Here is a 19039-nt window from a genome sequence, read left to right on the forward strand (position 1 = left end):
AACGGATCGATCGAAAGAGGTAAGGAGCGAAACGCCATCAGGATCGCCCGGGTGGGCTGAACCGCCCGGGTACCGCAGACCCCGGATTGGATGGTGGTCCCCGGTCACGCAGCCGCGATCCCCGCAAGCCCGCTCTTCCAGGCGGCACATGCGGATACAGAAGGCCGGCGCAGTCAGCCGGTAGATGGTGTGGAAAGCTCGGGGCCCGGGCGCCGGTCGGCGCCCGGGCCCCCCGACGCGTCACCCGGAAGAAGAGGTCTATGCCCCCTGGCAGTTCCCGCCCCGTCGACAACCTCGACGACGACGACTACCCCGCCTACACCATGGGCCGGGCCGCCGAGATGCTCGGCACCACCCCCGCCTTCCTTCGCGTCCTGGGCGAACACCGCCTGATCACCCCGCTGCGCTCCGAAGGCGGCCACCGCCGCTACTCCCGCTACCAGCTGCGCATCGCCGCCCGCGCCCGCGAACTGGTGGACGCCGGCACCGCGGTCGAAGCCGCCTGCCGGATCATCATCCTCGAAGACCAGCTCGAAGAAGCCCAGCGCATCAACGAGGAACTCCGCGCCGCACAGGGCACCGGCACGCAGCCGAAAAGCTCGGTCTGACGCTCGACCGCCGCGGTCGGCGGACCGCTGAGCTGCGGGGCACAAAGGGCAGGCCGGACGCCCTCGTCGCCCCGCAGCACGGGGACGTCCGCCCCGTCGCCCCGGGCAGCGGCCCGGCGGGTCAAGCGGCCCCCGGCGCCTCCAGGACCAGACGGATCTCCGTCACGTCGTAGCGGGCGCGGTCGAAGGCACCGGCCATCGGGACGTTCGTCGTGTCCGTCGTCGCGGTGACGCGCTCCGCGCCCTCGGCCGCGTGGAAGCGGGTGATCTGGGCGAGGATCTCGTCGATCAGCCCCTTGCCGCGCTGCTCGGGTACGACACCGAGATAGCCGACGTTGCGGTGGTACGGGGTCGCCGAAGGGACGGCCAGACCGGCGAGCGTGCCGTCGGGCAGCTCCGCGAGCCGCCACCAGGAGCGCTCGCCCGGGCAGTCGAGGTAGAACCGCATGTCCTCCTCGGCGAGTTGCCCGGCGTCCTTCGTGCGCAGTTCGTCAGGGTGGCCTCGTCGAGGCTGCCGGCCGAGACCCGGACGAAGGCCTCCAGGAACTCCTCGTCGCTGCCCTCCCGGAACGTCAGCCGGCTGCCCGCCTCGGGCAGTCCCGCCGCCGGAGTCCACTCGTAGCGCAGGCGCCGGATCTCCCGGCTCAGCCCCGTGCGCAGGGCCGCTTCGCGACGCCAGGCGACCGCCTCGGACAGTTCGGAGCGGCCGTCCCAGTCCGCCGGGAGGGAGAGGTTGTACAGCGGGCGCGTGCCGAGGGCGGCGTGCCCGGCTTCGAGGAGTCCGGTGGCGACGGCGACCGGATCGGTAGCCGTGGAGCGGACCTGGAGACAGTCGAGCGCGAGGGGGCGTTCACTGTCGGCACGGCCCCACCACAACGCGCGGGCCAGGACCTGTCCGCCGTCCTCGGCGAGCCAGATCCACTCCGGGCGGAACCGGCCGGCGTCGAGTTCCTCGCGGATTCTTCCGGCGGTGAGGGCGGCGAGGGGACCGTCGGCCGGGTACGAGACGGCACGATCCAGGACGGTGGGGTCCGCGGCGGCGGAAAGGAAGCGCATCGGCCCCATGATCACGGCCGGGAACGTACGCGAGCAACGCATTTGTGGCCTGCCACCGGCACGCTCGACCTGGACGGGCGTGGCAGGGGCACAGGTCCCGGCGCCCACAGGAGTGACGTCGGGTCGTGGAAGTGCGCGGACCGTGGCCTGTCCCGGGGCCGGAGTGCGCCGCCGGCCTTAGTGTTCGACGCGCTGACAGCAAGTACCGGCCGACGCCAAGAGGAGTGTTCGCGTGTCCCGTACTCGACGCCTCATCCTGAGCCCCCCGTCCGCCGTCTGGAGCCTGCTGTCGGACGGCTACCGCTACGGCGAATGGGTGACGGGGACCCGAGCGGTCCTCACCGCGGACCCGCACTGGCCGGACGTGGGGGCACAGCTGCGGGTCAGAGTGGGCGCCGGCCCTCTGACGCTCGACGACACCTGCGTCGTCCGCGTCTGCGAGCCGCACCAGCGGCTGGAGCTGGAGGCCAAGGCGGACCCCTTCGGCGCGGCACGCATCGCGATGCGTCTGATCCCCTGGGGCGAGCACACGCTGTTCGTCCTCGACTGGCATCCGCTCAGAGGGCCCGGGACACGGATGCACGGCCTGCCCGTCGACTACGTCGTCGCCATTCGCAACGGCATGATGCTGACGAAGCTGGCCCGGATCGCGGTACGCGAACACCGCCGGGACGGTCAGGCCCTGACCGGGGGATGACGGACGAGCCGGACGCCCCGCCCGGCGCCGTCGCGAGCCGGCGCCGCGTGACGGGGCATCAGAGGTGGTGGCGGCGGTCGGCGGCGGCACGCTCGTACCGTGCGCGTGCCTCGGCGGCGGCCGGGCGGGCGGAGATCTCGGCCACCGGCACGTCCCACCAGGCCTCGGCGCCGGGGGCGGTCACCGCCGGGTCCGTCTCGACGTGGACGCAGGTCGGACGGGTCGCCGTACGGGCCGCCGCCAGCGCCTCCCGCAGCTCGCGCACCGTCTTGGCGCGCAGCACCTCCATGCCGAGGCTGGCCGCGTTGGCGGCGAGGTCGACGGGCAGCGGGGCGCCGGTGAAAGTGCCGTCGGCGGCGCGGTGGCGGTAGGCGGTGCCGAAGCGCTCCGCGCCGACCGACTCGGACAGGCCGCCGATGGAGGCGTAGCCGTGATTCTGCACGATCACCAGCTTGACCGGCAGGTTCTCCTGCACGGCGGTGACGATCTCCGTCGGGTTCATCAGATAGGTACCGTCCCCGACAAGGGCCCACACGGGCGTGCCGGGCGCCGCCTGCTGCACGCCGAGCGCGGCCGGGATCTCGTAGCCCATGCACGAGTAGCCGTACTCCAGGTGGTACTGGCGCGGGGAGCGGGCCCGCCACAGTTTGTGCAGGTCACCGGGGAGCGAACCGGCCGCGTTGATCACCACGTCCTCGTCGCCGACGACCGCGTCCAGGGCGCCCAGCACGTGGGTCTGCGTCGGGACGGCGTTGTCGTCGTCCGCCGTCAGGGCCGCCTCCACGACCTGCTCCCAGCGGTCCTTGCCCGCGCGGTACTCCGCCTCGTACTCCGGCGCCACCCGGTGTCCCGCGAGGGCGTCGGTCAGCAGCGTGAGACCGGCCCGCGCGTCGCAGACCAGGGTGCGGGCGGCGAGCTTGTGGGCGTCGAAGGCGGTGATGTTGAGGTTCAGGAAGCGGACGTCCGGTCGGCGGAAGAGGGTGCCGGAGGCCGTGGTGAAGTCCGAGTGGCGGGTGCCGATGCCGATCACCAGGTCCGCCGTGCGGGCCAGGTCGTCGCTGACGGCGGTGCCGGTGTGGCCGATGCCGCCGAGGTCGGCCGGGTGGTCGTGGCGCAGGGAGCCCTTGCCTGCCTGGGTGGAGGCGACCGGGATGCCGGTGGCGTCCACGAACGCCTTCAGCGCCGCCTCCGCCTCGCTGTGGTGGACGCCGCCGCCCGCGACGATCAGCGGGCGCTGCGCGGCGCGGACCGCGCGGACCGCCTCGGCCAGTTCCGCCGGGTCGGGGGCGGGACGCCGTACGTGCCAGACGCGGTCGGCGAAGAACTCCTCCGGCCAGTCGTACGCCTGCGCCTGGACGTCCTGAGGGAGGGCGAGGGTGACCGCCCCGGTCTCGGCCGGGTCGCTCAGCACCCGCATCGCCCGCAGCGCGGAGGCGATCAGGGCGTCCGGCCGGGTGACGCGGTCGAAGTACCGGGACACCGGGCGCAGGGTGTCGTTGACGGACACGTCGGCCTCGGTCGGGTGCTCCAGCTGCTGGAGCAGCGGGTCGGCCGCGTGCGAGGCGAAGTAGTCGCCGGGGAGCAGCAGGACCGGCAGGCGGTTGACCGTGGCGAGGGCGGCGCCGGTGACCAGGTTGGTGGCGCCCGGGCCGATGGAGGTCGTCACCGCCTGCGCCGACAGGCGGTTGAGGTGGCGGGCGTGCCCGACGGCCGCGTGCACCATGGCCTGTTCGTTGCGGCCCTGGTGGTACGGCATGACGCCGGCGTACTCCACGAGTGCCTGCCCGAGGCCGGCCACGTTGCCGTGGCCGAAGACGCCCCACGTGCCGGCGATCAGACGGTGCCGTACGCCGTCGCGTTCGGTGTACTGGGCGGCCAGGAAGCGCACCAGGGCCTGGGCGGTGGTCAGTCGGAGGGTGACGGCGCTCATGCGGACCTCTCGGGTGCGGTGTAGAGGGGGAGCCGGGGGTCGACCGGACGGCCGGGCCAGGTGTCGCGGATCCAGGCGTGGCCGGGATGGTCGCTGATCAGCCAGGCGCGTTCGGCCCCGGGGCCCGCCATGACGTTGAGGTAGTACATGTGGTGGCCCGGTACGGCCATCGACGGTCCGTGCCATCCGTCGGGGATGAGGACGACGTCCCCGTCCCGGACCTCGGCCAGCACGTCCGTGCCCCGCCCCCGCCCGGACGGCGAGACCCGCTGGTAGCCGAGGCCGGGGATGCCGTCGTGGGCGGCGAACTCGAAGTAGTAGATCTCCTCGAGCACCGACTCCTCGCCGGGGCGGTGCTCGTCGTGCTTGTGCGGCGGGAACGACGACCAGTTGCCGCCCGGGGTGATCACCTCGACGGCGATCAGCCTGTCGCACTCGAAGACGTCCGCGGCACCGAAGTTGTTGACCTGCCGCGAGCAGTTGCCGGTGCCCCGGAGTTCCACCGGGACGGACGAGGCCGGGCCGTAGCGGGCGGGCAGGCGCCGGGTGCAGCGGGCGCCCGTGAGGGCGAACCGGCCGCCGCCGGCGGACGTCACCGTCGTACGGGCGTCGCGCGGTACGTAGGCGAAGTCGGTGACGCCGTCGAACACGCCGGAGCGGCCGGTGAGCTCGAAGGTCTCCCGGCCGGAGTCGCCCGCGGTGGCGACCGTGCAGCCGCCGCCGAGCGGCAGGACGATCCATTCGCTGTCGCCGCTGTCGAAGGTGTGGCTGCCGCCGGGCGGCAGGCGGAGCACGCGCAGACCGGAGTAGCCCCAGCCGGCCTTCTCGGGCGTCACGTCCACGGCGTACGGGCCGTCGGCCGCCCCGCCCGCGGGAAGGTGATAGGTCATCGGGTCCTCTCCCGTCCTCTCTCGCGTCACGTCCTCTGGCTCACAACAGGCCGACGGCGGTGTCCACCGCCTGTTCCACCGTGCCCTCCGCGGGGTAGAGAAGCGAGCGCCCGACGACCATGCCCTGCACGGTGGGCAGTCTGAGCGCCTTGCGCCAGCGCTCGTAGGCGGCGGCCTGGTCCGCGGGGGAGCCGCCTATGTCGCCGCCGAGCAGCACCACGGGCAGCGTGGAGGTCTCCAGGACCTCGCCCATGTCGTCCGGGTCGCGGGTGACGGGCAGCTTCAGCCAGGTGTAGGCGGAGGTGCCGCCCAGGCCCGAGGCGACGGCGACCGAACGGGTGACGGCCTCGGCGGACAGGTCGTTGCGGACGCGGCCGTCGATCCGCCGGGAGACGAACGGCTCGACGAACACGGGGAGCTCGCGCGCCGCCATGGCGTCGACCGCGCGGGCCGCGGACTCCAGGGTGGACAGCGAGCCGGGGTCGTCGTAGTCGATGCGCAGCAGCAGCTTGCCCGCGTCGAAGCGCAGGCGGGCGATGTCGTCGGCGCGGTGCCCGGTGAAGCGGTCGTCCATCTCGAAGGCGGCGCCCGCGAGGCCCCCGCGGTTCATCGAGCCCATGACGACCTTGTTCTCCAGCGCCCCGAGCAGCAGCAGGTCCTCCAGCACGTCGGCGGTGGCCAGCACCCCGTCGACACCGGGCCGTGACAGCGCGGTGCACAGGCGTTCCAGCAGACCGGCCCGGTTGGCCATGGCGAGCCGCCGGCCGCCCACGCCGAGCGCGCCGCGCGCCGGATGGTCCGCGGCCACGATCAGCAGGCGCCCGGAGTCGCCGATCAGCGGACGGCGTACCCGGCGGGCCGCCGCCTCGGCGATGGCCTCCGGGTGCCGGGCTCTGACCGCCGTGAGGTCGGGGATGCTCAGGGACAAGGCAACGCTCCGTTCAGGGAGTGGCTCGCGCGAGGAGGCCGTCGACCTCCGCCCCGGTGGGCATCGCGGAGGAGCAGGCGAGACGGGAGGCGACGAGGGCGCCGGCCGCGTTGGCGTACCGCATGGTCCGCTCCAGTTCCCAGCCGGACAGCAGGCCGTGGCAGAGGGAGCCGCCGAACGCGTCGCCCGCGCCCAGGCCGTTGACCACCTCGACCGGCACCGGCGGCACCTCGGCCGTCCGGCCGTCGCGGTGCACGGCGAGCACACCGGCCGGGCCCTGCTTGACGACGGCCAGCTCCACGCCCGCGGCCAGCAGCGCCTCGGCGCAGGCCCACGGCTCACGCACGCCGGTGGCGATCTCGCACTCGTCGAGGTTGCCCACGGCGACGGTCGCGTGCCGCAGCGCCTCGGCGTAGTGGGGGCGGGCCTGGTCGGGGTCGGCCCAGAACATCGGGCGCCAGTCCAGGTCGAAGACCGTGATCCCGGCCCCGGCGCGGTGGGCGAGGGCGCCCAGGGTCGCGGTGCGGCTGGGCTCCTCGCTCAGTCCGGTGCCGGTGACCCAGAAGACGCGGGCCGCGCGGATCGCGTGGTGGTCCAGCTCCTCGGGGCGGATCTCCAGGTCGGGAGCCTTGGGCCGGCGGTAGAAGTAGAGCGGGAAGTCGTCCGGCGGGAAGACCTCGCAGAAGGTGACGGGCGTCGGGTACGCGGCCACCGGCGTGACCCAGTGGTCGTCGACGCCGAACTCCCGGAGGGCCCGGTGCAGATAGCGGCCGAACGGGTCGTCGCCCGTGCGGGTGATGACGGCCGCGGCACGGCCGAGGCGGGCGGCGGCGACCGCCACGTTCGCGGCCGAACCGCCGAGGAACTTGCCGAACGTTTCGACCTCCGCAAGGGATACGCCCGTCTGAAGTGGATAGAGATCCACTCCGATGCGGCCCATCGTGATCAGATCGAACTGCCGGACCGGCTCGGCCATGTACGACGCTCCTCGGGCTGGGCGGGGGCTGCCGCCTCCCAGATGTAGGACGGCGGAAGGACCCTGTCAATAGTTTGTGCTTACATTCTGACCAGCTCGTGAAATAATGTCTTAACAAAGTATTGACAGCGGGCCTCTCAGGGACTTGTATCCGGTCCCAGCGTCAACAGCCGTTCTTCTCCCCTCCGACACACGGTTCCCCGTCGCACAGTGAGGTGCAGGAAAGATGGTCCGCTCTTCGCACGCCCGCTCCCGCAGACTCGCCCCGGCCGTGGCCCTCGCCGCGGCGGCGGCGCTGACCCTCGCCGGCTGCTCCAGCAGCTCCGGGGGCAAGAAGGCCGACGAGGAGGGGGACTCCGGCGCCTCCGCGGGCAAGGCGAACACCCCGCGCATGACGGTCGCCCTGGTCACCCATCAGGCGCCCGGCGACACCTTCTGGGACATCGTCCGCAAGGGTGCCGAGGCCGCCGCCGCCAAGGACAACATCAAGCTCGTCTACTCCGCCGACCCCAACGCGGGCAACCAGGCCAGCCTGGTGCGGAACGCGATCGACCAGAAGGTCGACGGCATCGCTGTCACCCTCGCCAAGCCGGACGCCCTCCGCGGCGTCCTGGCCGAGGCCGAGCGGGCCGGCATACCCGTCGTCGGCCTCAACTCCGGCCTCGCCGACTGGAAGAAGCTCGGCCTGCTGGAGTTCTTCGGGCAGGACGAGAGCGTGGCCGGCGAGGCCTTCGGCAAGAAGCTGAACGAGGTCGGCGCCAAGAGGGCTGTCTGCGTGATCCACGAGCAGGGCAACGTCGGCCTGACCCAGCGCTGCGACGGGGTGAAGAAGACCTTCGAGGGCTCGGTGGAGAACCTCTACGTCAACGGCACCGACATGCCGTCCGTGAAGTCGACGATCACCGCGAAGCTGAAGCAGGACGGCGCCGTCGACCACGTCGTCACGCTCGGCGCCCCGTTCGCCATGGCCGCGACGCAGTCCGTCGAGGAGACCGGCAGCAAGGCCGAGGTCGCCACCTTTGACCTCAACAAGGAACTCACCGGCGCCATCGAGAAGGGCACCATCGAGTTCGCCGTCGACCAGCAGCCCTACCTCCAGGGCTACTTGGCGGTCGACGGCCTGTGGCTGCAGAAGAACAACGGCAACTACAGCGGCGGCGGCGAGCAGCCGGTGCTGACCGGCCCGGCCTTCGTCGACAAGTCCAACGTCGAGGCCGTCGCCGGGTTCGCCGCGAAGGGCACCCGGTGATGAGCGCGTCCCCACGGGCCGAGCCGGCGGTGACCGCACCGCCGGCTCCCGGCCCGCGACCGGGCGACGGACGGACCCGGCGGCGACCGCCGGCGCTGCGGCTGCTGGCCCGCCCCGAGGTCGGCGTGTTCCTCGGCGCCGTCGCCGTGTTCGTCTTCTTCCTGATCGCCGCGCCCCCGGTCCGCGACGGCGGCTCCATGGCGACGGTCCTCTACCAGTCGTCCACCATCGGCATCATGGCGCTGCCGGTCGCCCTGCTGATGATCGGCGGCGAGTTCGACCTGTCCGCCGGCGTCGCCGTGGTCACCTCGGCGCTCACCGCCGCCATGCTCAGCTACCAGCTCACCATGAACGTCTGGATGGGCGTGGTCGTCGCCCTCGCGGTCTCCCTGGGCGTCGGCGCCTTCAACGGCTGGGTACTGGTCAGGACCGGACTGCCGAGCTTCCTCGTCACCCTCGGCACCTTCCTGATCCTCCAGGGCGTCAACCTCGCCGTCACCAAACTGGTCACCGGCAACGTCGCCACCGACGACATCAGCGACATGGACGGCTTCGACCAGGCCGAGGCGCTCTTCGCCTCGTCCTTCGGCGTCGGCGGCGTCCAGGTGAAGATCACCGTCGTGTGGTGGCTGGCCTTCGCCGCGCTCGCCACCTGGGTGCTGCTGCGCACCAAGTACGGCAACTGGGTCTTCGCGGTCGGCGGCGACCAGGAGTCGGCCCGCGCGGTCGGCGTCCCCGTCACCTTCACGAAGATCACGCTGTTCATGCTGGTCGGCTTCGGTGCCTGGTTCGTCGGCATGCACCAGCTGTTCTCCTTCAACACCGTGCAGTCCGGCGAGGGCGTCGGCCAGGAGCTGATCTACATCGCCGCGGCCGTCATCGGCGGCTGCCTGCTCACCGGCGGCTACGGCTCCGCCGTCGGTCCGGTCTTCGGCGCCTTCATGTTCGGCATGGTGAACCAGGGCATCGTCTACGCCGGATGGAACCCCGACTGGTTCAAGGCGTTCCTGGGCGTGATGCTGCTCGGTGCCGTCCTCATCAATCTGTGGGTCCGCCGCGCGGCGACCCGGAGGTGATCGGAAATGACCAGCGAGACCACCGGCACCAACGGCGCCGTCCTGGCGGACACCGCCCCCGGCGACGGCGGCCGCCCGCTCGTCGAGCTGCGCGGCGCCGGCAAGACCTACGGCAACATACGGGCCCTGCACGGGGTCGACCTCGCCGTCCACCCCGGCCGGGTGACCTGCGTGCTCGGCGACAACGGCGCCGGCAAGTCCACCCTCATCAAGATCATCTCAGGGCTGCACCGGCACACCGAGGGCGTCCTCCTCGTCGACGGTGAGCCGGTGCGTTTCGCCACGCCGCGCGACGCCCTGGCCCGGGGCATCGCCACCGTCTACCAGGACCTCGCCACCGTGCCCCTGATGCCGGTGTGGCGGAACTTCTTCCTCGGCTCCGAGCTGACCAGGGGGCCCTGGCCCGTCCGCCGCCTCGACATCGCGCGGATGAAGAGGACCGCGGACGAGGAACTGCGCACCATGGGCATCGTCCTGGACGACCTGGAACAGCCCATCGGCACCCTCTCCGGCGGCCAGCGCCAGTGCGTCGCCATCGCCCGGGCCGTCCACTTCGGCGCCCGCGTCCTCATCCTCGACGAGCCCACCGCCGCACTCGGCGTCAAGCAGTCCGGAGTGGTTCTCAAGTACATCGCCGCCGCCCGCGAACGCGGCCTCGGCGTCGTCCTCATCACCCACAACCCGCACCACGCCTACCTGGTCGGCGACCACTTCAGCGTGCTGCGCCTGGGTACCCTCGAACTCAGCGCCGCACGCGCCGGCATCAGCCTCGAGGAACTCACCAACCACATGGCCGGCGGCGCCGAACTCGCCGCACTCGAGCACGAACTGGCGCAGGCCGGAGGGGTCGGCACGGCGGCGCTCCCGGAGGCTCCCGCGTCCGGCGGCGCGGCGCCCGCGACCGGCGCGTCCGGCACCGCCGAAGGGAAGGCCTGACATGCCCGCTGCCCTGGACCGCATCCGCGTCGGCTCGGCCCCCGACTCCTGGGGCGTCTGGTTCCCCGACGACCCGCGGCAGGTGCCCTGGGAACGCTTCCTGGACGAGGTGACCGAGGCCGGCTACGAGTGGATCGAACTGGGGCCCTACGGCTACCTGCCCACCGACCCGGCCCGGCTCACCGACGAGGTCGCCCGGCGCGGCCTGAAGGTCTCCGCGGGCACGATCTTCTGCGGGCTGCACCGCGGTCCCGCCGAGTGGGACGCCACCTGGGAGCAGGTCGGCCGCGTCGCCGCCCTCACCCGGGCCGTGGGCGGCACCCATCTCGTCGTCATCCCGTCCTTCTGGCGCGACGACAGGACGGCCGAGATCCTCGAGCCGCCGGAGCTCACCGGCGAGCAGTGGACGCACCTGACCGAGGGCATGGAACGCCTCGGCCGCGAGGTCGGGGAGACCTACGGCCTGGACGTCGTCGTCCACCCGCACGCCGACACCCACATCGACAGCGAGGAGCACGTCGAGCGTTTCCTCGACTCCACCGACTCCGACCTGGTCGGCCTCTGCCTGGACACCGGCCACTACGCCTACTGCGGCGGCGACAGCGTCAAGCTGATCGAGACCTACGGCGAGCGCATCGGCTACCTCCACCTCAAGCAGGTCGACCCGGAGATCCTCGCCGAGGTGCGCGCGAACGGCGTGCCCTTCGGCCCGGCCGTCCAGCGCGGGGTGATGTGCGAACCGCCGGCCGGCGTCCCCGAGCTGGGCCCGGTGCTCACGGCGGCCCAGCGCCTGGGCGTGGACCTGTTCGCCATCGTCGAGCAGGACATGTACCCCTGCGCACCGGACAAGCCGCTGCCCGTCGCGGTCCGCACCCGCAGGTTCCTGCGCTCCTGCGGAGCCTGAGACCCGGTCCGCCCCTGCCGTTCGGCGAGCCGTCGCCGGGACGACGCGCTAGCGTGCAAGGCACGACCGTTCGTCCCGTTCCGGGAGGTTTCCATGGCCTCGCGCCTCAATCCGTACCTCAGCTTCGACGGCGACGCCCGCCAGGCGATGGAGTTCTACGAGCAGGTCTTCGGCGGGTCGCTCTCGCTGAACACCTTCGGAGCGTTCGGCGACGCCGACGCCCCGGAGGCCGACAAGATCATGCACGGCATGCTGGAGACGCCCGGCGGCTTCACCCTGATGGGCGCCGACACGCCGCCCGGCATGGCGTACAGCCCCGGCAACACCTTCTCGGTGAGCCTCAGCGGCGACGACGAGGCCGAGCTGCGCGGCTACTGGGAGAAGCTCTCCGCCGGCGGCACCGTGGCCGTGCCGCTGGAGAAGCAGATGTGGGGCGACGTCTTCGGCATGTGCACGGACCGGTTCGGCGTCCCCTGGATGGTCAACATCAGCGGTAGCCAGGGCTGACCGTCGCCCGGGGGCAGACCGGCCGTGCGCGGGGTGCGCAGGCGCCCTCAGGGCCGCCGCACCTCGGCGACGGTCACGGGGCGGTGCTCGCGCAGCGACAGCGTGCACGCCTCGGCGATCCAGCCCGCCTCCAGCGCGTCCCCGATCGTGCAGGGGGACGGGCGTGTCCCCGCCACGACCTCGGTGAACGCGATGAGCTCCGCGCGGTAGGCGGCGGCGAAGCGGTCCATGAAGAAGTCGTGCGGGACACCGGCCGGGAAGGTGGCGCCGGGTTCGACCGAGCGCAGCGGCAGCTGGTCGTCCAGGCCGACGGCGATGGAGTCGGCGAAGCCGTGGATCTCCATCCGCACGTCGTAACCGCGCGCGTTGTGACGGCTGTTGGAGACGACGGCGATCGTGCCGTCGTCCAGGGTGAGGACGGCGCCGGTGGTGTCCGCGTCGCCCGCCTCCCGGATGAAGCCGGCACCCCGGTTGCCGCCGACGGCGTACACCTCGGTCACCTCACGGCCCGTCACCCAGCGGATGACGTCGAAGTCGTGCACGGCGCAGTCCCGGAAGATGCCCCCCGAGGCGGCGATGTACGCGGCCGGCGGCGGGGCCGGGTCCAGCGTGGTCGACCGCACGGTGTGCAGCGTGCCCAGCTCACCGCCGCGCACGGCCGCCCGCGCCGCGGCGAACCCGGCGTCGAAGCGGCGGTTGTAGCCGATCTGCACCGGCACGTCACGGCCCGCGACCGCCTTGAGCACCTCGACGCCCTCCGCCATGGTGCGGGCGACGGGCTTCTCGCAGAAGACGGGCACGCCGGCCTCGACGGCGGCCAGGATCAGGCCCGGGTGGGCGTCGGTGGCGGCGGCGATCACCACCCCGTCCACCCCGGCCGCCAGCACCGCCTCGGGCGAGGGGGCCACCTCGGCACCGAACCGCTCGGCGGCGGCCCGCGCCGCGTCCGCGAACGGGTCGGCGACGACGAGCGAGCCGACGGCGTCGAGTCCGGAGAGGGTCGCGGCGTGGAAGGCGCCGATGCGGCCGAGGCCGAGGATTCCGATGCGCATGGTTCCGCTGCTCCTTGTGTCTGGTTGCCCTCGTGCGTACGCCGCGGTCGCCGGAGCCCGCCGGGCAGGCCCGGTTCCCGCTCGCCGGCCCCGGCGTCACTCCTCGGCGTTCACCTCGACCCAGGCCCGGCGCTCGGCCGACCGGGCCATCGCGTCCAGTACGGCCGCGCTGTGCACCGCGTCCGGCAGCGTCGCGCCGTGGGGCGTGCCCTCCGCCACCGAGCGCAGGAAGCGGTGGGCCTCCACCACCTTGAGGTCGTCGTAGCCCATGGCGTTCGCGGCCCCCGGCTGGAAGGCGGCGAACTCGCCGTGCGCCGGACCGACGTGGACGGTGCCGACCGGCTGGTCCTGGTACAGCGTGCCCCGGGCGACCCCCAGTTCGTTCATGCGGCGGAAGTCCCAGAACACCGCGCCCCGGGTGCCGTGCACCTCGAACCCGTAGTTGTTCTGCTCGCCGACCGACACCCGGCACGCCTCCAGGACGCCGCGGGCGCCGGAGGCGAAGCGCAGCAGGCAGCCGGCGTAGTCCTCGTTCTCCACCGGGCCCGACTCGCCGCCCGGGGCGCGCGCGTGACCGGCGGTGGCGGCGGCCGGGCGGGGCCGCTCCGGCAGGAAGACCGCCGTGTCGGCGGACAGGGACGCGATGTCGCCCAGCAGGAACCGGGCCAGGTCCGCGCCGTGCGAGGCCAGGTCGCCGAGCACCCCGCTGCCGCCCCGCTCCCGCTCGTAGCGCCAGGTCAGCGCGCCCTCGGGATGCGCCGCGTAGTCGCTGAACAGGCGGAAGCGGGCATGGGTGACGGCGCCGATCTCCCCGGACGCGATCAGCTCGCGGGCGGCCTCGACCGCGGGCGCGTTGCGGTAGTTGAAGCCGACGGCGCCCTGGACGCCGGCCGCGCTCACGGCGGACGCCACCGCGCGGGCGTCCGCGACGGTGAGGCCCACCGGCTTCTCGATCCAGATGTGCTTGCCGGCCCCGGCCATCGCCACGCCGATCTCCCGGTGCAGGAAGTTCGGCGCGGTGATGCTGACCGCCGCGACGCGCGGGTCGGCGGCCACCTCCCGCCAGTCGCGGGTGGCCGAGGCGAACCCGAACTGCGCGGCGGCCTCCTCGGCCCTGCCCGGCACCTCGTCGGCGACGGTGATCAGCTCGGGGCGCAGCGGCAGCAGCGGATAGTGGTGGCGGACGCGGGCGTACGCCCGGGCGTGCACCCGGCCCATCCAGCCGAAACCGACGACGGCGACACCGAGCGCGTCCACCATGCGAGCCCCTCGAGGACCGGTCCGTGATCTGACGAGGCCCACCCTGTGCGGAGCCCTGGCATCATGTCAACCTCTTGACAGGACAAAGGTGCGCGGCGGAAGCGCTTCCGCCCGGCGGGGCTACCCGAGGTTGACCGCGTACGCCTTGCGCAGCGTCTCGTGCACCGTCCACGTCGTCCGGTCGCCCTCGCGCAGGACGGCCAGGTCGCCGGGCCCGACCCTCAGCGTCGGGCCGCCCTCCACCTCGATGGTGGCCGAGCCGCTCAGCACGACGAACAGCTCGTCCGCCTCGGTGTCGGTGACGACGCCGGGGGTGATCTGCCAGATGCCGCGGGCCTGGCGGCCGTCCGCCGACTCCCAGACCACCTTGCCGGTGACCTCGGGGCTGCCGGACACGATCTGCTCGGGGGAGAGGGGCTCGGCTACGAGCTCGGCGTCGGGGACGTGGACAACGAAGCTGTGGGTCATGCGGCGACGCTAGCCGGGACGGGCGGGGCCGCGGGGGCGACAGGGTGTGCCGTATCCGGCGGCCCGCACGGACACTTCGTCTCGCTCTCCCGGCACCCAAAGACTTCGAACAAAATTGTTGACAATCTTGTTTGGCTAGATTTAGGTTCGACAGGCACTCACTCAGGGAGGGCGACCATGCCGAACCAACCCCGTCCGAGCACCGGGGAGCAGGCCAAACAGCTTGCGCTCGGGCAGTTGCGGCAGGCGATCCTGCGCGGCGAGATGGCACCGGCGCAACGGCTGGTGGAGAACGAACTCGCCGAGCAGTTCGGCGTGACCCGGGCCAGCATCCGGGCCGCGCTGATCGACCTGGAGTCCCAGGGGCTCGTGGAGCGCATCCGCAACCGGGGTTCCCGGGTGCGGGTGGTGACCGTGGAGGAAGCGGTCGCCATCACCGAGTGCCGACTGGTCCTCGAAGGGCTCTGCGCGGCGAAGGCGGCGGCCGCCGTCAGCGACGCGCAGGTGACCGAACTCAAGGACCTGGGCACGGCGATGCGCAAGGCCGTGGCCGGCGGGGAACCGCTGACCTACTCGGACCTCAACCACGAACTCCACGCCAGGATCCGGGAGTTCTCCGGCCAGCTGACGGCCGTGGAACTGCTGGAGCGCCTCAACGCACAACTGGTCCGCCACCGCTTCCAGTTGGCGCTGCGTCCGGGGCGTCCGCAGCAATCCCTGAACGAGCATCTGGCCATGATCGAGGCGATCGAGGCCAGGGATCCGCAGGCGGCCGAGGCGGCCGTCCGCGCCCACCTCACCAGCGTGATCGAGGCGCTGCGCGACTGACACACGCACCGAGGCGGGCGTCACCTGTCCATCAAGGAGATTTCACCCATGACGCACGGCAACGCGCCCGCCGCCACCCCACGGTCGACACTCGTCGTCACCGCGCACGCGGGGGACTTCGTGTGGCGGGCGGGCGGCGCCATCGCCCTGGCCGCCTCGCGAGGGGAGAAGGTCACCATCGCGTGCCTGACCTTCGGTGAGCGCGGCGAGTCCGCCAAGGCCTGGCGGGAGGGGAGGAAGCTGGAGGAGATCAAGGCGATCCGCCGGGAGGAGGCCGAGAAGGCCGCCGCCGCGCTCGGTGCCGAGGTCCGCTTCTTCGACGCCGGGGACTACCCGCTCCTCGTCACTCCGGAGCTGACCGACAGGCTCGTCGAGGTCTACCGGGCCACCCAGCCCGACGTCGTGCTCACCCACCCCGTGGAGGACCCGTACAACGGCGACCACCCGGCCGCCAACCGCATGGCCCTGGAGGCCCGCGTCCTCGCCCAGGCCATCGGCTACCCGGGCGAGGGCGAGATCATCGGCGCCCCGCCCGTCTTCTACTTCGAGCCGCACCAGCCCGAGATGAGCGGCTTCAGGCCCGAGGTCCTCCTCGACATCACCGAGGTGTGGGAAACCAAGCGCCGGGCCATGGAGTGCCTCGGTGCCCAGCAGCACCTGTGGGACTACTACACCGACCTGGCCGTGCGCCGCGGCGTCCAGCTCAAGCGCAACGCCGGCCCCAACCTGGGCCTGGCGCACCGGACCATGGCCGAGGCGTACATGCGCCCGTACCCGCAGATCGCGCAGGAGCTGGCATGAGCGGCGTCGTCGTCACCGGCCCGCCCAGGGCCGACGCGAAGGACGTCGAGGCGCTCGCCGGGTACGGCGTGGCCACCGTCAGCGAGGCGATGGGGCGCACCGGGCTGCTCGGCCCGGAGATACGGCCCGTCCAGCAGGGCGTACGGATCGCCGGCACCGCGGTCACCGTGCTCAGCTGGCCCGGCGACAACCTGATGATCCACGCCGCCGTGGAGCAGTGCGGCGCGGGCGACGTCCTGGTCGTCACCACCACCTCACCGTCCACCGACGGCATGTTCGGCGAGCTGTTCGCCACCGCACTCCAGCGGCGCGGGGTCCGCGGGCTGATCATCAACGCGGGCATCCGCGACACCCAGGAGCTGCGGGAGATGGGCTTCGCCGCCTGGTCCAGGGCCGTCTCCGCGCAGGGCACGGTCAAGGCCACCGGCGGCTCGGTCAACGTGCCGGTCGCCGTCGACGGCCAGGTGATCCGCCCCGGCGACGTGATCGTCGCCGACGACGACGGCGTGGTCGTCGTACCGCGCGAGCGGGCCCGGCGCACCGCCGAGGCGTCCGAGGCCCGCGAGAAGAAGGAGGCCGCTGCCCGCGCCGCCTTCATCGAGGGCCAACTCGGCCTGGACCGCTACGGCTTGCGCGAGAAGCTGGAGCGACTCGGCGTCACCTACCGGTCGTACGACGAGTACACCGCAGGGGAACAGCCGTGACCGGCCCCGAGGAGGTCCGCTGCACGCTGATGCGCGGCGGCACCTCCAAGGGCGCCTACTTCCTGGCCGGGGACCTGCCCTCCGACCCCGCCGCCCGCGACGACCTGCTGCTGCGCGTCATGGGCAGCCCCGACCCGCGCCAGATCGACGGCCTGGGCGGCGGCCACCCGCTGACCAGCAAGGTCGCCGTGGTCTCCGGCTCGGACGACCCCGGGGCCGACGTCGACTACCTGTTCCTCCAGGTCGCCGTCGACCGGCCCGAGGTCACCGACCGGCAGAACTGCGGCAACATCCTCGCCGGGGTGGGCCCGTTCGCCGTCGAGCGAGGACTCGTACCGGCCGGCGACACCGAGACGTCCGTACGCATCCGCATGCTCAACACCGGGGAGCGCGCCGTCGCGACCTTCCCCACCCCGGGCGGGCGCGTCGACCACACCGGCACCGCCGGGATATCCGGTGTGCCCGGCACGGCCGCCCCCGTCGTCATCGAGTTCCCGCAGGGCGCCGGCCCCCTGCTGCCCACCGGCAACGCCCGCGACACCGTCGCCGGCACCGAGGTGACCTGCGTCGACAACGGCATGCCGGTCGTGCTGATCCCGGCGGCCGCACTGGGGGTCACCGGCTATGAGACGCCCAGGGACCTGGAGGAGGACGTGGCGCTCGCCGACCGGCTCCGGGAGATCCGGCTGGCCGCCGGGCGGCTCATGGGCCTCGGGGACGTCGAGGGTGCCACCGTGCCCAAGCTGACCCTGCTGGCCCCGCCCCGGGACGGCGGCGCGGTCACGACCCGCACCTTCATCCCCGTGCGCTGCCACACCTCCATCGGCGTCCTGGGCGCCGCGAGCGTGGCGGCCGGGCTGCGCGTGCCCGGCGGGGTGGGGGAGGGGATCGCCCGCCTTCCCGGGGCCGGCGAGCGCACACGCGTCGAACACCCCACGGGATTCCTGGAGGTCGACGTTCGCGTCGACCCGGGCTCCGACGGCATCCCCGCCGTGGTCCGCCGTACCGCCGTCGTACGCACCGCACGCAAGATCTTCGACGGCACCGTCTTCCCCCGGTCCGCCGCGACGGCACCGCCACCCGCACAACGCCCTGGAGGGCACCATGACTCCGCCGCTCGGTGACATCGCCCATGTCGGCCACGCCCAGCTGTTCACCCCCGACCTGGACGCCAGCGTCGCCTTCTTCACGGACTACCTGGGCCTGACGGTCAACGGCCAGGACGGCGGCACCGTCTACCTGCGCACCTACGACGACTACGAGCACCACAGCCTGGTCCTCACCGCCCGCGAACAGCCCGGTCTGGGCCGGCTCGCGCTGCGCACCTCCGACGAGGAGGCGCTACGGCGCAGGGTGGCGGCCCTGGAGGCGGCGGGCCGGCCCGGCAGGTGGGTCGAGGACGAACCCGGCATCGGCAGGCTCTACCTCACGGCCGACCCCGACGGGCACGAACACGCCCTGTACTGGGAGAGCGAGCACTACCGGGCACCCGACGAGCTGAAGCCCGCGCTGAAGAACCAGCCACAGGCCAAGCCCAACCGGGGCGTGGGCGTACGCCGCCTGGACCACATCAACTTCCTCGCCGCCGACGTGCTCGCCAACGCCGAGTTCCAGGAACAGCTCCTGGGCGCCCGGCCCACCGAGCAGATCCGGCTCGACTCCGGCAGGATCGCCGCCCGTTGGCTCACCTTCACCGACAAGTCCTACGACGTCGTCTACACCGAGGACTGGACCGGATCCTCGGGCCGGCTGCACCACATCGCCTTCGCGGCCGACACCCGCGAGGACATCCTGCGTGCCGCGGACCTCGCCATCGACACCGGGGTGTTCATCGAGACGGGTCCCCACAAGCACGCCATCCAGCAGACGTTCTTCCTCTATGTCTACGAGCCCGGCGGCAACCGCATCGAGCTGTGCAACCCGCTCACCCGCCTGGTGCTCGCGCCCGACTGGCCGTTGGTCACCTGGACGGAGGAGGAACGGAAGAAGGGCCAGGCCTGGGGCCTGAGGACCATCGAGTCGTTCCACACCCACGGCACCCCGCCCACCGCCTGACCGAGTCCCGCACCACCGGGGGGTGGGGGGGGGGCCCCCCCCCCCGCGCGCCCCCCCCCCCCACCCACCGGGGGGTTTTGTTAAAAAAAAATAAAACAACCGAAGAGGGAGAGA

General features: G+C 72.6%; 20 protein-coding genes. 12 read left to right on the plus strand and 8 right to left on the minus strand.

Annotation, left to right across the window (positions count from 1 at the left end; genetic code table 11):
• Positions 1-260 precede the first annotated feature (260 nt).
• Complete coding sequence (locus tag ACFWJB_RS27225; protein ID WP_386925431.1) at positions 261-608, plus strand: MerR family transcriptional regulator; 348 nt, start codon at positions 261-263, stop codon at positions 606-608.
• 121 nt (positions 609-729) lie between these two features.
• Here the strand turns inward: ACFWJB_RS27225 and ACFWJB_RS27230 are convergent, their stop codons facing one another.
• Positions 730-1056 (minus strand): GNAT family N-acetyltransferase, encoded by a 327-nt coding sequence (locus ACFWJB_RS27230; protein WP_386925433.1) that lies wholly within the window; start codon positions 1054-1056, stop codon positions 730-732.
• 840 nt (positions 1057-1896) lie between these two features.
• Between ACFWJB_RS27230 and ACFWJB_RS27235 the strand changes: the two genes are divergently transcribed.
• Positions 1897-2361: an SRPBCC family protein gene (locus tag ACFWJB_RS27235; protein WP_385460202.1), complete on the plus strand. Its 465-nt coding sequence runs from the start codon at positions 1897-1899 to the stop codon at positions 2359-2361.
• A gap of 58 nt (positions 2362-2419) precedes the next feature.
• On the opposite strand, the gene iolD is transcribed toward ACFWJB_RS27235, so the two are convergent.
• The 4 genes from iolD to iolC are packed head-to-tail and all read right to left on the minus strand — an operon-like array spanning position 2420 to position 7085.
• Positions 2420-4291, minus strand: a complete 1872-nt coding sequence (gene iolD, locus ACFWJB_RS27240) for a 3D-(3,5/4)-trihydroxycyclohexane-1,2-dione acylhydrolase (decyclizing) (protein WP_386925435.1) — start codon at positions 4289-4291, stop codon at positions 2420-2422.
• Positions 4288-5181, minus strand: a complete 894-nt coding sequence (iolB, locus tag ACFWJB_RS27245; protein ID WP_385460206.1) for a 5-deoxy-glucuronate isomerase — start codon at positions 5179-5181, stop codon at positions 4288-4290. Before iolB ends, iolD begins: the two co-directional genes overlap by 4 nt.
• Positions 5182-5221: 40 nt before the next feature.
• On the minus strand, positions 5222-6109 hold the full coding sequence (locus ACFWJB_RS27250) for a deoxyribose-phosphate aldolase (RefSeq protein WP_386925438.1): 888 nt from the start codon (positions 6107-6109) through the stop codon (positions 5222-5224).
• Between the two features lie 13 nt (positions 6110-6122).
• Positions 6123-7085 (minus strand): 5-dehydro-2-deoxygluconokinase, encoded by a 963-nt coding sequence (gene iolC / locus ACFWJB_RS27255; RefSeq protein ID WP_386925440.1) that lies wholly within the window; start codon positions 7083-7085, stop codon positions 6123-6125.
• 226 nt (positions 7086-7311) lie between these two features.
• On the opposite strand from iolC, the gene ACFWJB_RS27260 reads away from it, so the two are divergent.
• From ACFWJB_RS27260 to ACFWJB_RS27280, 5 genes are all read left to right on the plus strand, one after another.
• Positions 7312-8334 carry a sugar ABC transporter substrate-binding protein gene (locus ACFWJB_RS27260; protein WP_385460212.1) on the plus strand — a complete coding sequence of 341 codons (1023 nt, stop codon included), beginning with the start codon at positions 7312-7314 and terminating at the stop codon, positions 8332-8334.
• Positions 8334-9410 (plus strand): ABC transporter permease, encoded by a 1077-nt coding sequence (locus ACFWJB_RS27265; protein ID WP_385460214.1) that lies wholly within the window; start codon positions 8334-8336, stop codon positions 9408-9410. The genes ACFWJB_RS27260 and ACFWJB_RS27265 overlap by 1 nt, the downstream gene beginning before the upstream one ends.
• Before the next feature lie 6 nt (positions 9411-9416).
• Entirely contained in the window at positions 9417-10346 is a 930-nt protein-coding gene (locus ACFWJB_RS27270) for an ATP-binding cassette domain-containing protein (protein ID WP_386925443.1), read from the plus strand.
• Between the two features lies 1 nt (position 10347).
• Positions 10348-11250, plus strand: coding sequence for a sugar phosphate isomerase/epimerase family protein (locus ACFWJB_RS27275; protein ID WP_385460218.1), 903 nt, complete (start codon positions 10348-10350; stop codon positions 11248-11250).
• 93 nt (positions 11251-11343) lie between these two features.
• On the plus strand, positions 11344-11757 hold the full coding sequence (locus tag ACFWJB_RS27280; protein ID WP_385460220.1) for a VOC family protein: 414 nt from the start codon (positions 11344-11346) through the stop codon (positions 11755-11757).
• Positions 11758-11804: 47 nt separating this feature from the next.
• Here the strand turns inward: ACFWJB_RS27280 and ACFWJB_RS27285 are convergent, their stop codons facing one another.
• From ACFWJB_RS27285 to ACFWJB_RS27295, 3 genes are all read right to left on the minus strand, one after another.
• A complete protein-coding gene (locus ACFWJB_RS27285) occupies positions 11805-12809 on the minus strand; it encodes a Gfo/Idh/MocA family oxidoreductase (RefSeq protein ID WP_386925446.1) in 1005 nt (334 codons plus the stop codon).
• Between the two features lie 96 nt (positions 12810-12905).
• Entirely contained in the window at positions 12906-14069 is a 1164-nt protein-coding gene (locus ACFWJB_RS27290; protein ID WP_386925448.1) for a Gfo/Idh/MocA family protein, read from the minus strand.
• Between the two features lie 120 nt (positions 14070-14189).
• A complete protein-coding gene (locus ACFWJB_RS27295; RefSeq protein ID WP_385473080.1) occupies positions 14190-14537 on the minus strand; it encodes a cupin domain-containing protein in 348 nt (115 codons plus the stop codon).
• 177 nt (positions 14538-14714) lie between these two features.
• Between ACFWJB_RS27295 and ACFWJB_RS27300 the strand changes: the two genes are divergently transcribed.
• From ACFWJB_RS27300 to ACFWJB_RS27320, 5 genes are read left to right on the plus strand one after another with little or no spacing between them, the layout of a single operon-like run.
• Positions 14715-15365, plus strand: coding sequence for a GntR family transcriptional regulator (locus ACFWJB_RS27300; RefSeq protein WP_386925451.1), 651 nt, complete (start codon positions 14715-14717; stop codon positions 15363-15365).
• A 48-nt stretch (positions 15366-15413) separates the two neighbouring features.
• Positions 15414-16166, plus strand: coding sequence for a PIG-L deacetylase family protein (locus ACFWJB_RS27305; RefSeq protein ID WP_386925453.1), 753 nt, complete (start codon positions 15414-15416; stop codon positions 16164-16166).
• A complete protein-coding gene (locus tag ACFWJB_RS27310) occupies positions 16163-16870 on the plus strand; it encodes a 4-carboxy-4-hydroxy-2-oxoadipate aldolase/oxaloacetate decarboxylase (protein ID WP_385473089.1) in 708 nt (235 codons plus the stop codon). Before ACFWJB_RS27305 ends, ACFWJB_RS27310 begins: the two co-directional genes overlap by 4 nt.
• Positions 16867-17994 carry a 4-oxalomesaconate tautomerase gene (locus ACFWJB_RS27315; RefSeq protein ID WP_386925455.1) on the plus strand — a complete coding sequence of 376 codons (1128 nt, stop codon included), beginning with the start codon at positions 16867-16869 and terminating at the stop codon, positions 17992-17994. The genes ACFWJB_RS27310 and ACFWJB_RS27315 overlap by 4 nt, the downstream gene beginning before the upstream one ends.
• Positions 17975-18925, plus strand: coding sequence for a VOC family protein (locus ACFWJB_RS27320; RefSeq protein WP_386925457.1), 951 nt, complete (start codon positions 17975-17977; stop codon positions 18923-18925). The genes ACFWJB_RS27315 and ACFWJB_RS27320 overlap by 20 nt, the downstream gene beginning before the upstream one ends.
• The last annotated feature ends 114 nt before the right edge of the window (positions 18926-19039 follow it).

This window comes from Streptomyces sp. NPDC127100, from assembly GCF_042724095.1.
In the GTDB taxonomy this organism is placed as follows: domain Bacteria; phylum Actinomycetota; class Actinomycetes; order Streptomycetales; family Streptomycetaceae; genus Streptomyces.

Excerpts from the sequence above, each read along its gene's own strand:
- ACFWJB_RS27265 (WP_385460214.1), top strand. The coding sequence starts at position 8,334 with ATGAGCGCGTCCCCACGGGCCGAGCCGGCGGTGACCGCACCGCCGGCT.
- ACFWJB_RS27230 (WP_386925433.1), bottom strand. The coding sequence starts at position 1,056 with ATGCGGTTCTACCTCGACTGCCCGGGCGAGCGCTCCTGGTGGCGGCTC.
- ACFWJB_RS27300 (WP_386925451.1), top strand. The coding sequence starts at position 14,715 with ATGCCGAACCAACCCCGTCCGAGCACCGGGGAGCAGGCCAAACAGCTT.
- iolB (WP_385460206.1), bottom strand. The coding sequence starts at position 5,181 with ATGACCTATCACCTTCCCGCGGGCGGGGCGGCCGACGGCCCGTACGCC.
- ACFWJB_RS27320 (WP_386925457.1), top strand. The coding sequence starts at position 17,975 with ATGACTCCGCCGCTCGGTGACATCGCCCATGTCGGCCACGCCCAGCTG.
- ACFWJB_RS27310 (WP_385473089.1), top strand. The coding sequence starts at position 16,163 with ATGAGCGGCGTCGTCGTCACCGGCCCGCCCAGGGCCGACGCGAAGGAC.
- iolD (WP_386925435.1), bottom strand. The coding sequence starts at position 4,291 with ATGAGCGCCGTCACCCTCCGACTGACCACCGCCCAGGCCCTGGTGCGC.
- ACFWJB_RS27270 (WP_386925443.1), top strand. The coding sequence starts at position 9,417 with ATGACCAGCGAGACCACCGGCACCAACGGCGCCGTCCTGGCGGACACC.
- ACFWJB_RS27295 (WP_385473080.1), bottom strand. The coding sequence starts at position 14,537 with ATGACCCACAGCTTCGTTGTCCACGTCCCCGACGCCGAGCTCGTAGCC.
- iolC (WP_386925440.1), bottom strand. The coding sequence starts at position 7,085 with ATGGCCGAGCCGGTCCGGCAGTTCGATCTGATCACGATGGGCCGCATC.
- ACFWJB_RS27275 (WP_385460218.1), top strand. The coding sequence starts at position 10,348 with ATGCCCGCTGCCCTGGACCGCATCCGCGTCGGCTCGGCCCCCGACTCC.
- ACFWJB_RS27225 (WP_386925431.1), top strand. The coding sequence starts at position 261 with ATGCCCCCTGGCAGTTCCCGCCCCGTCGACAACCTCGACGACGACGAC.
- ACFWJB_RS27260 (WP_385460212.1), top strand. The coding sequence starts at position 7,312 with ATGGTCCGCTCTTCGCACGCCCGCTCCCGCAGACTCGCCCCGGCCGTG.
- ACFWJB_RS27280 (WP_385460220.1), top strand. The coding sequence starts at position 11,344 with ATGGCCTCGCGCCTCAATCCGTACCTCAGCTTCGACGGCGACGCCCGC.
- ACFWJB_RS27285 (WP_386925446.1), bottom strand. The coding sequence starts at position 12,809 with ATGCGCATCGGAATCCTCGGCCTCGGCCGCATCGGCGCCTTCCACGCC.
- ACFWJB_RS27305 (WP_386925453.1), top strand. The coding sequence starts at position 15,414 with ATGACGCACGGCAACGCGCCCGCCGCCACCCCACGGTCGACACTCGTC.
- ACFWJB_RS27290 (WP_386925448.1), bottom strand. The coding sequence starts at position 14,069 with ATGGTGGACGCGCTCGGTGTCGCCGTCGTCGGTTTCGGCTGGATGGGC.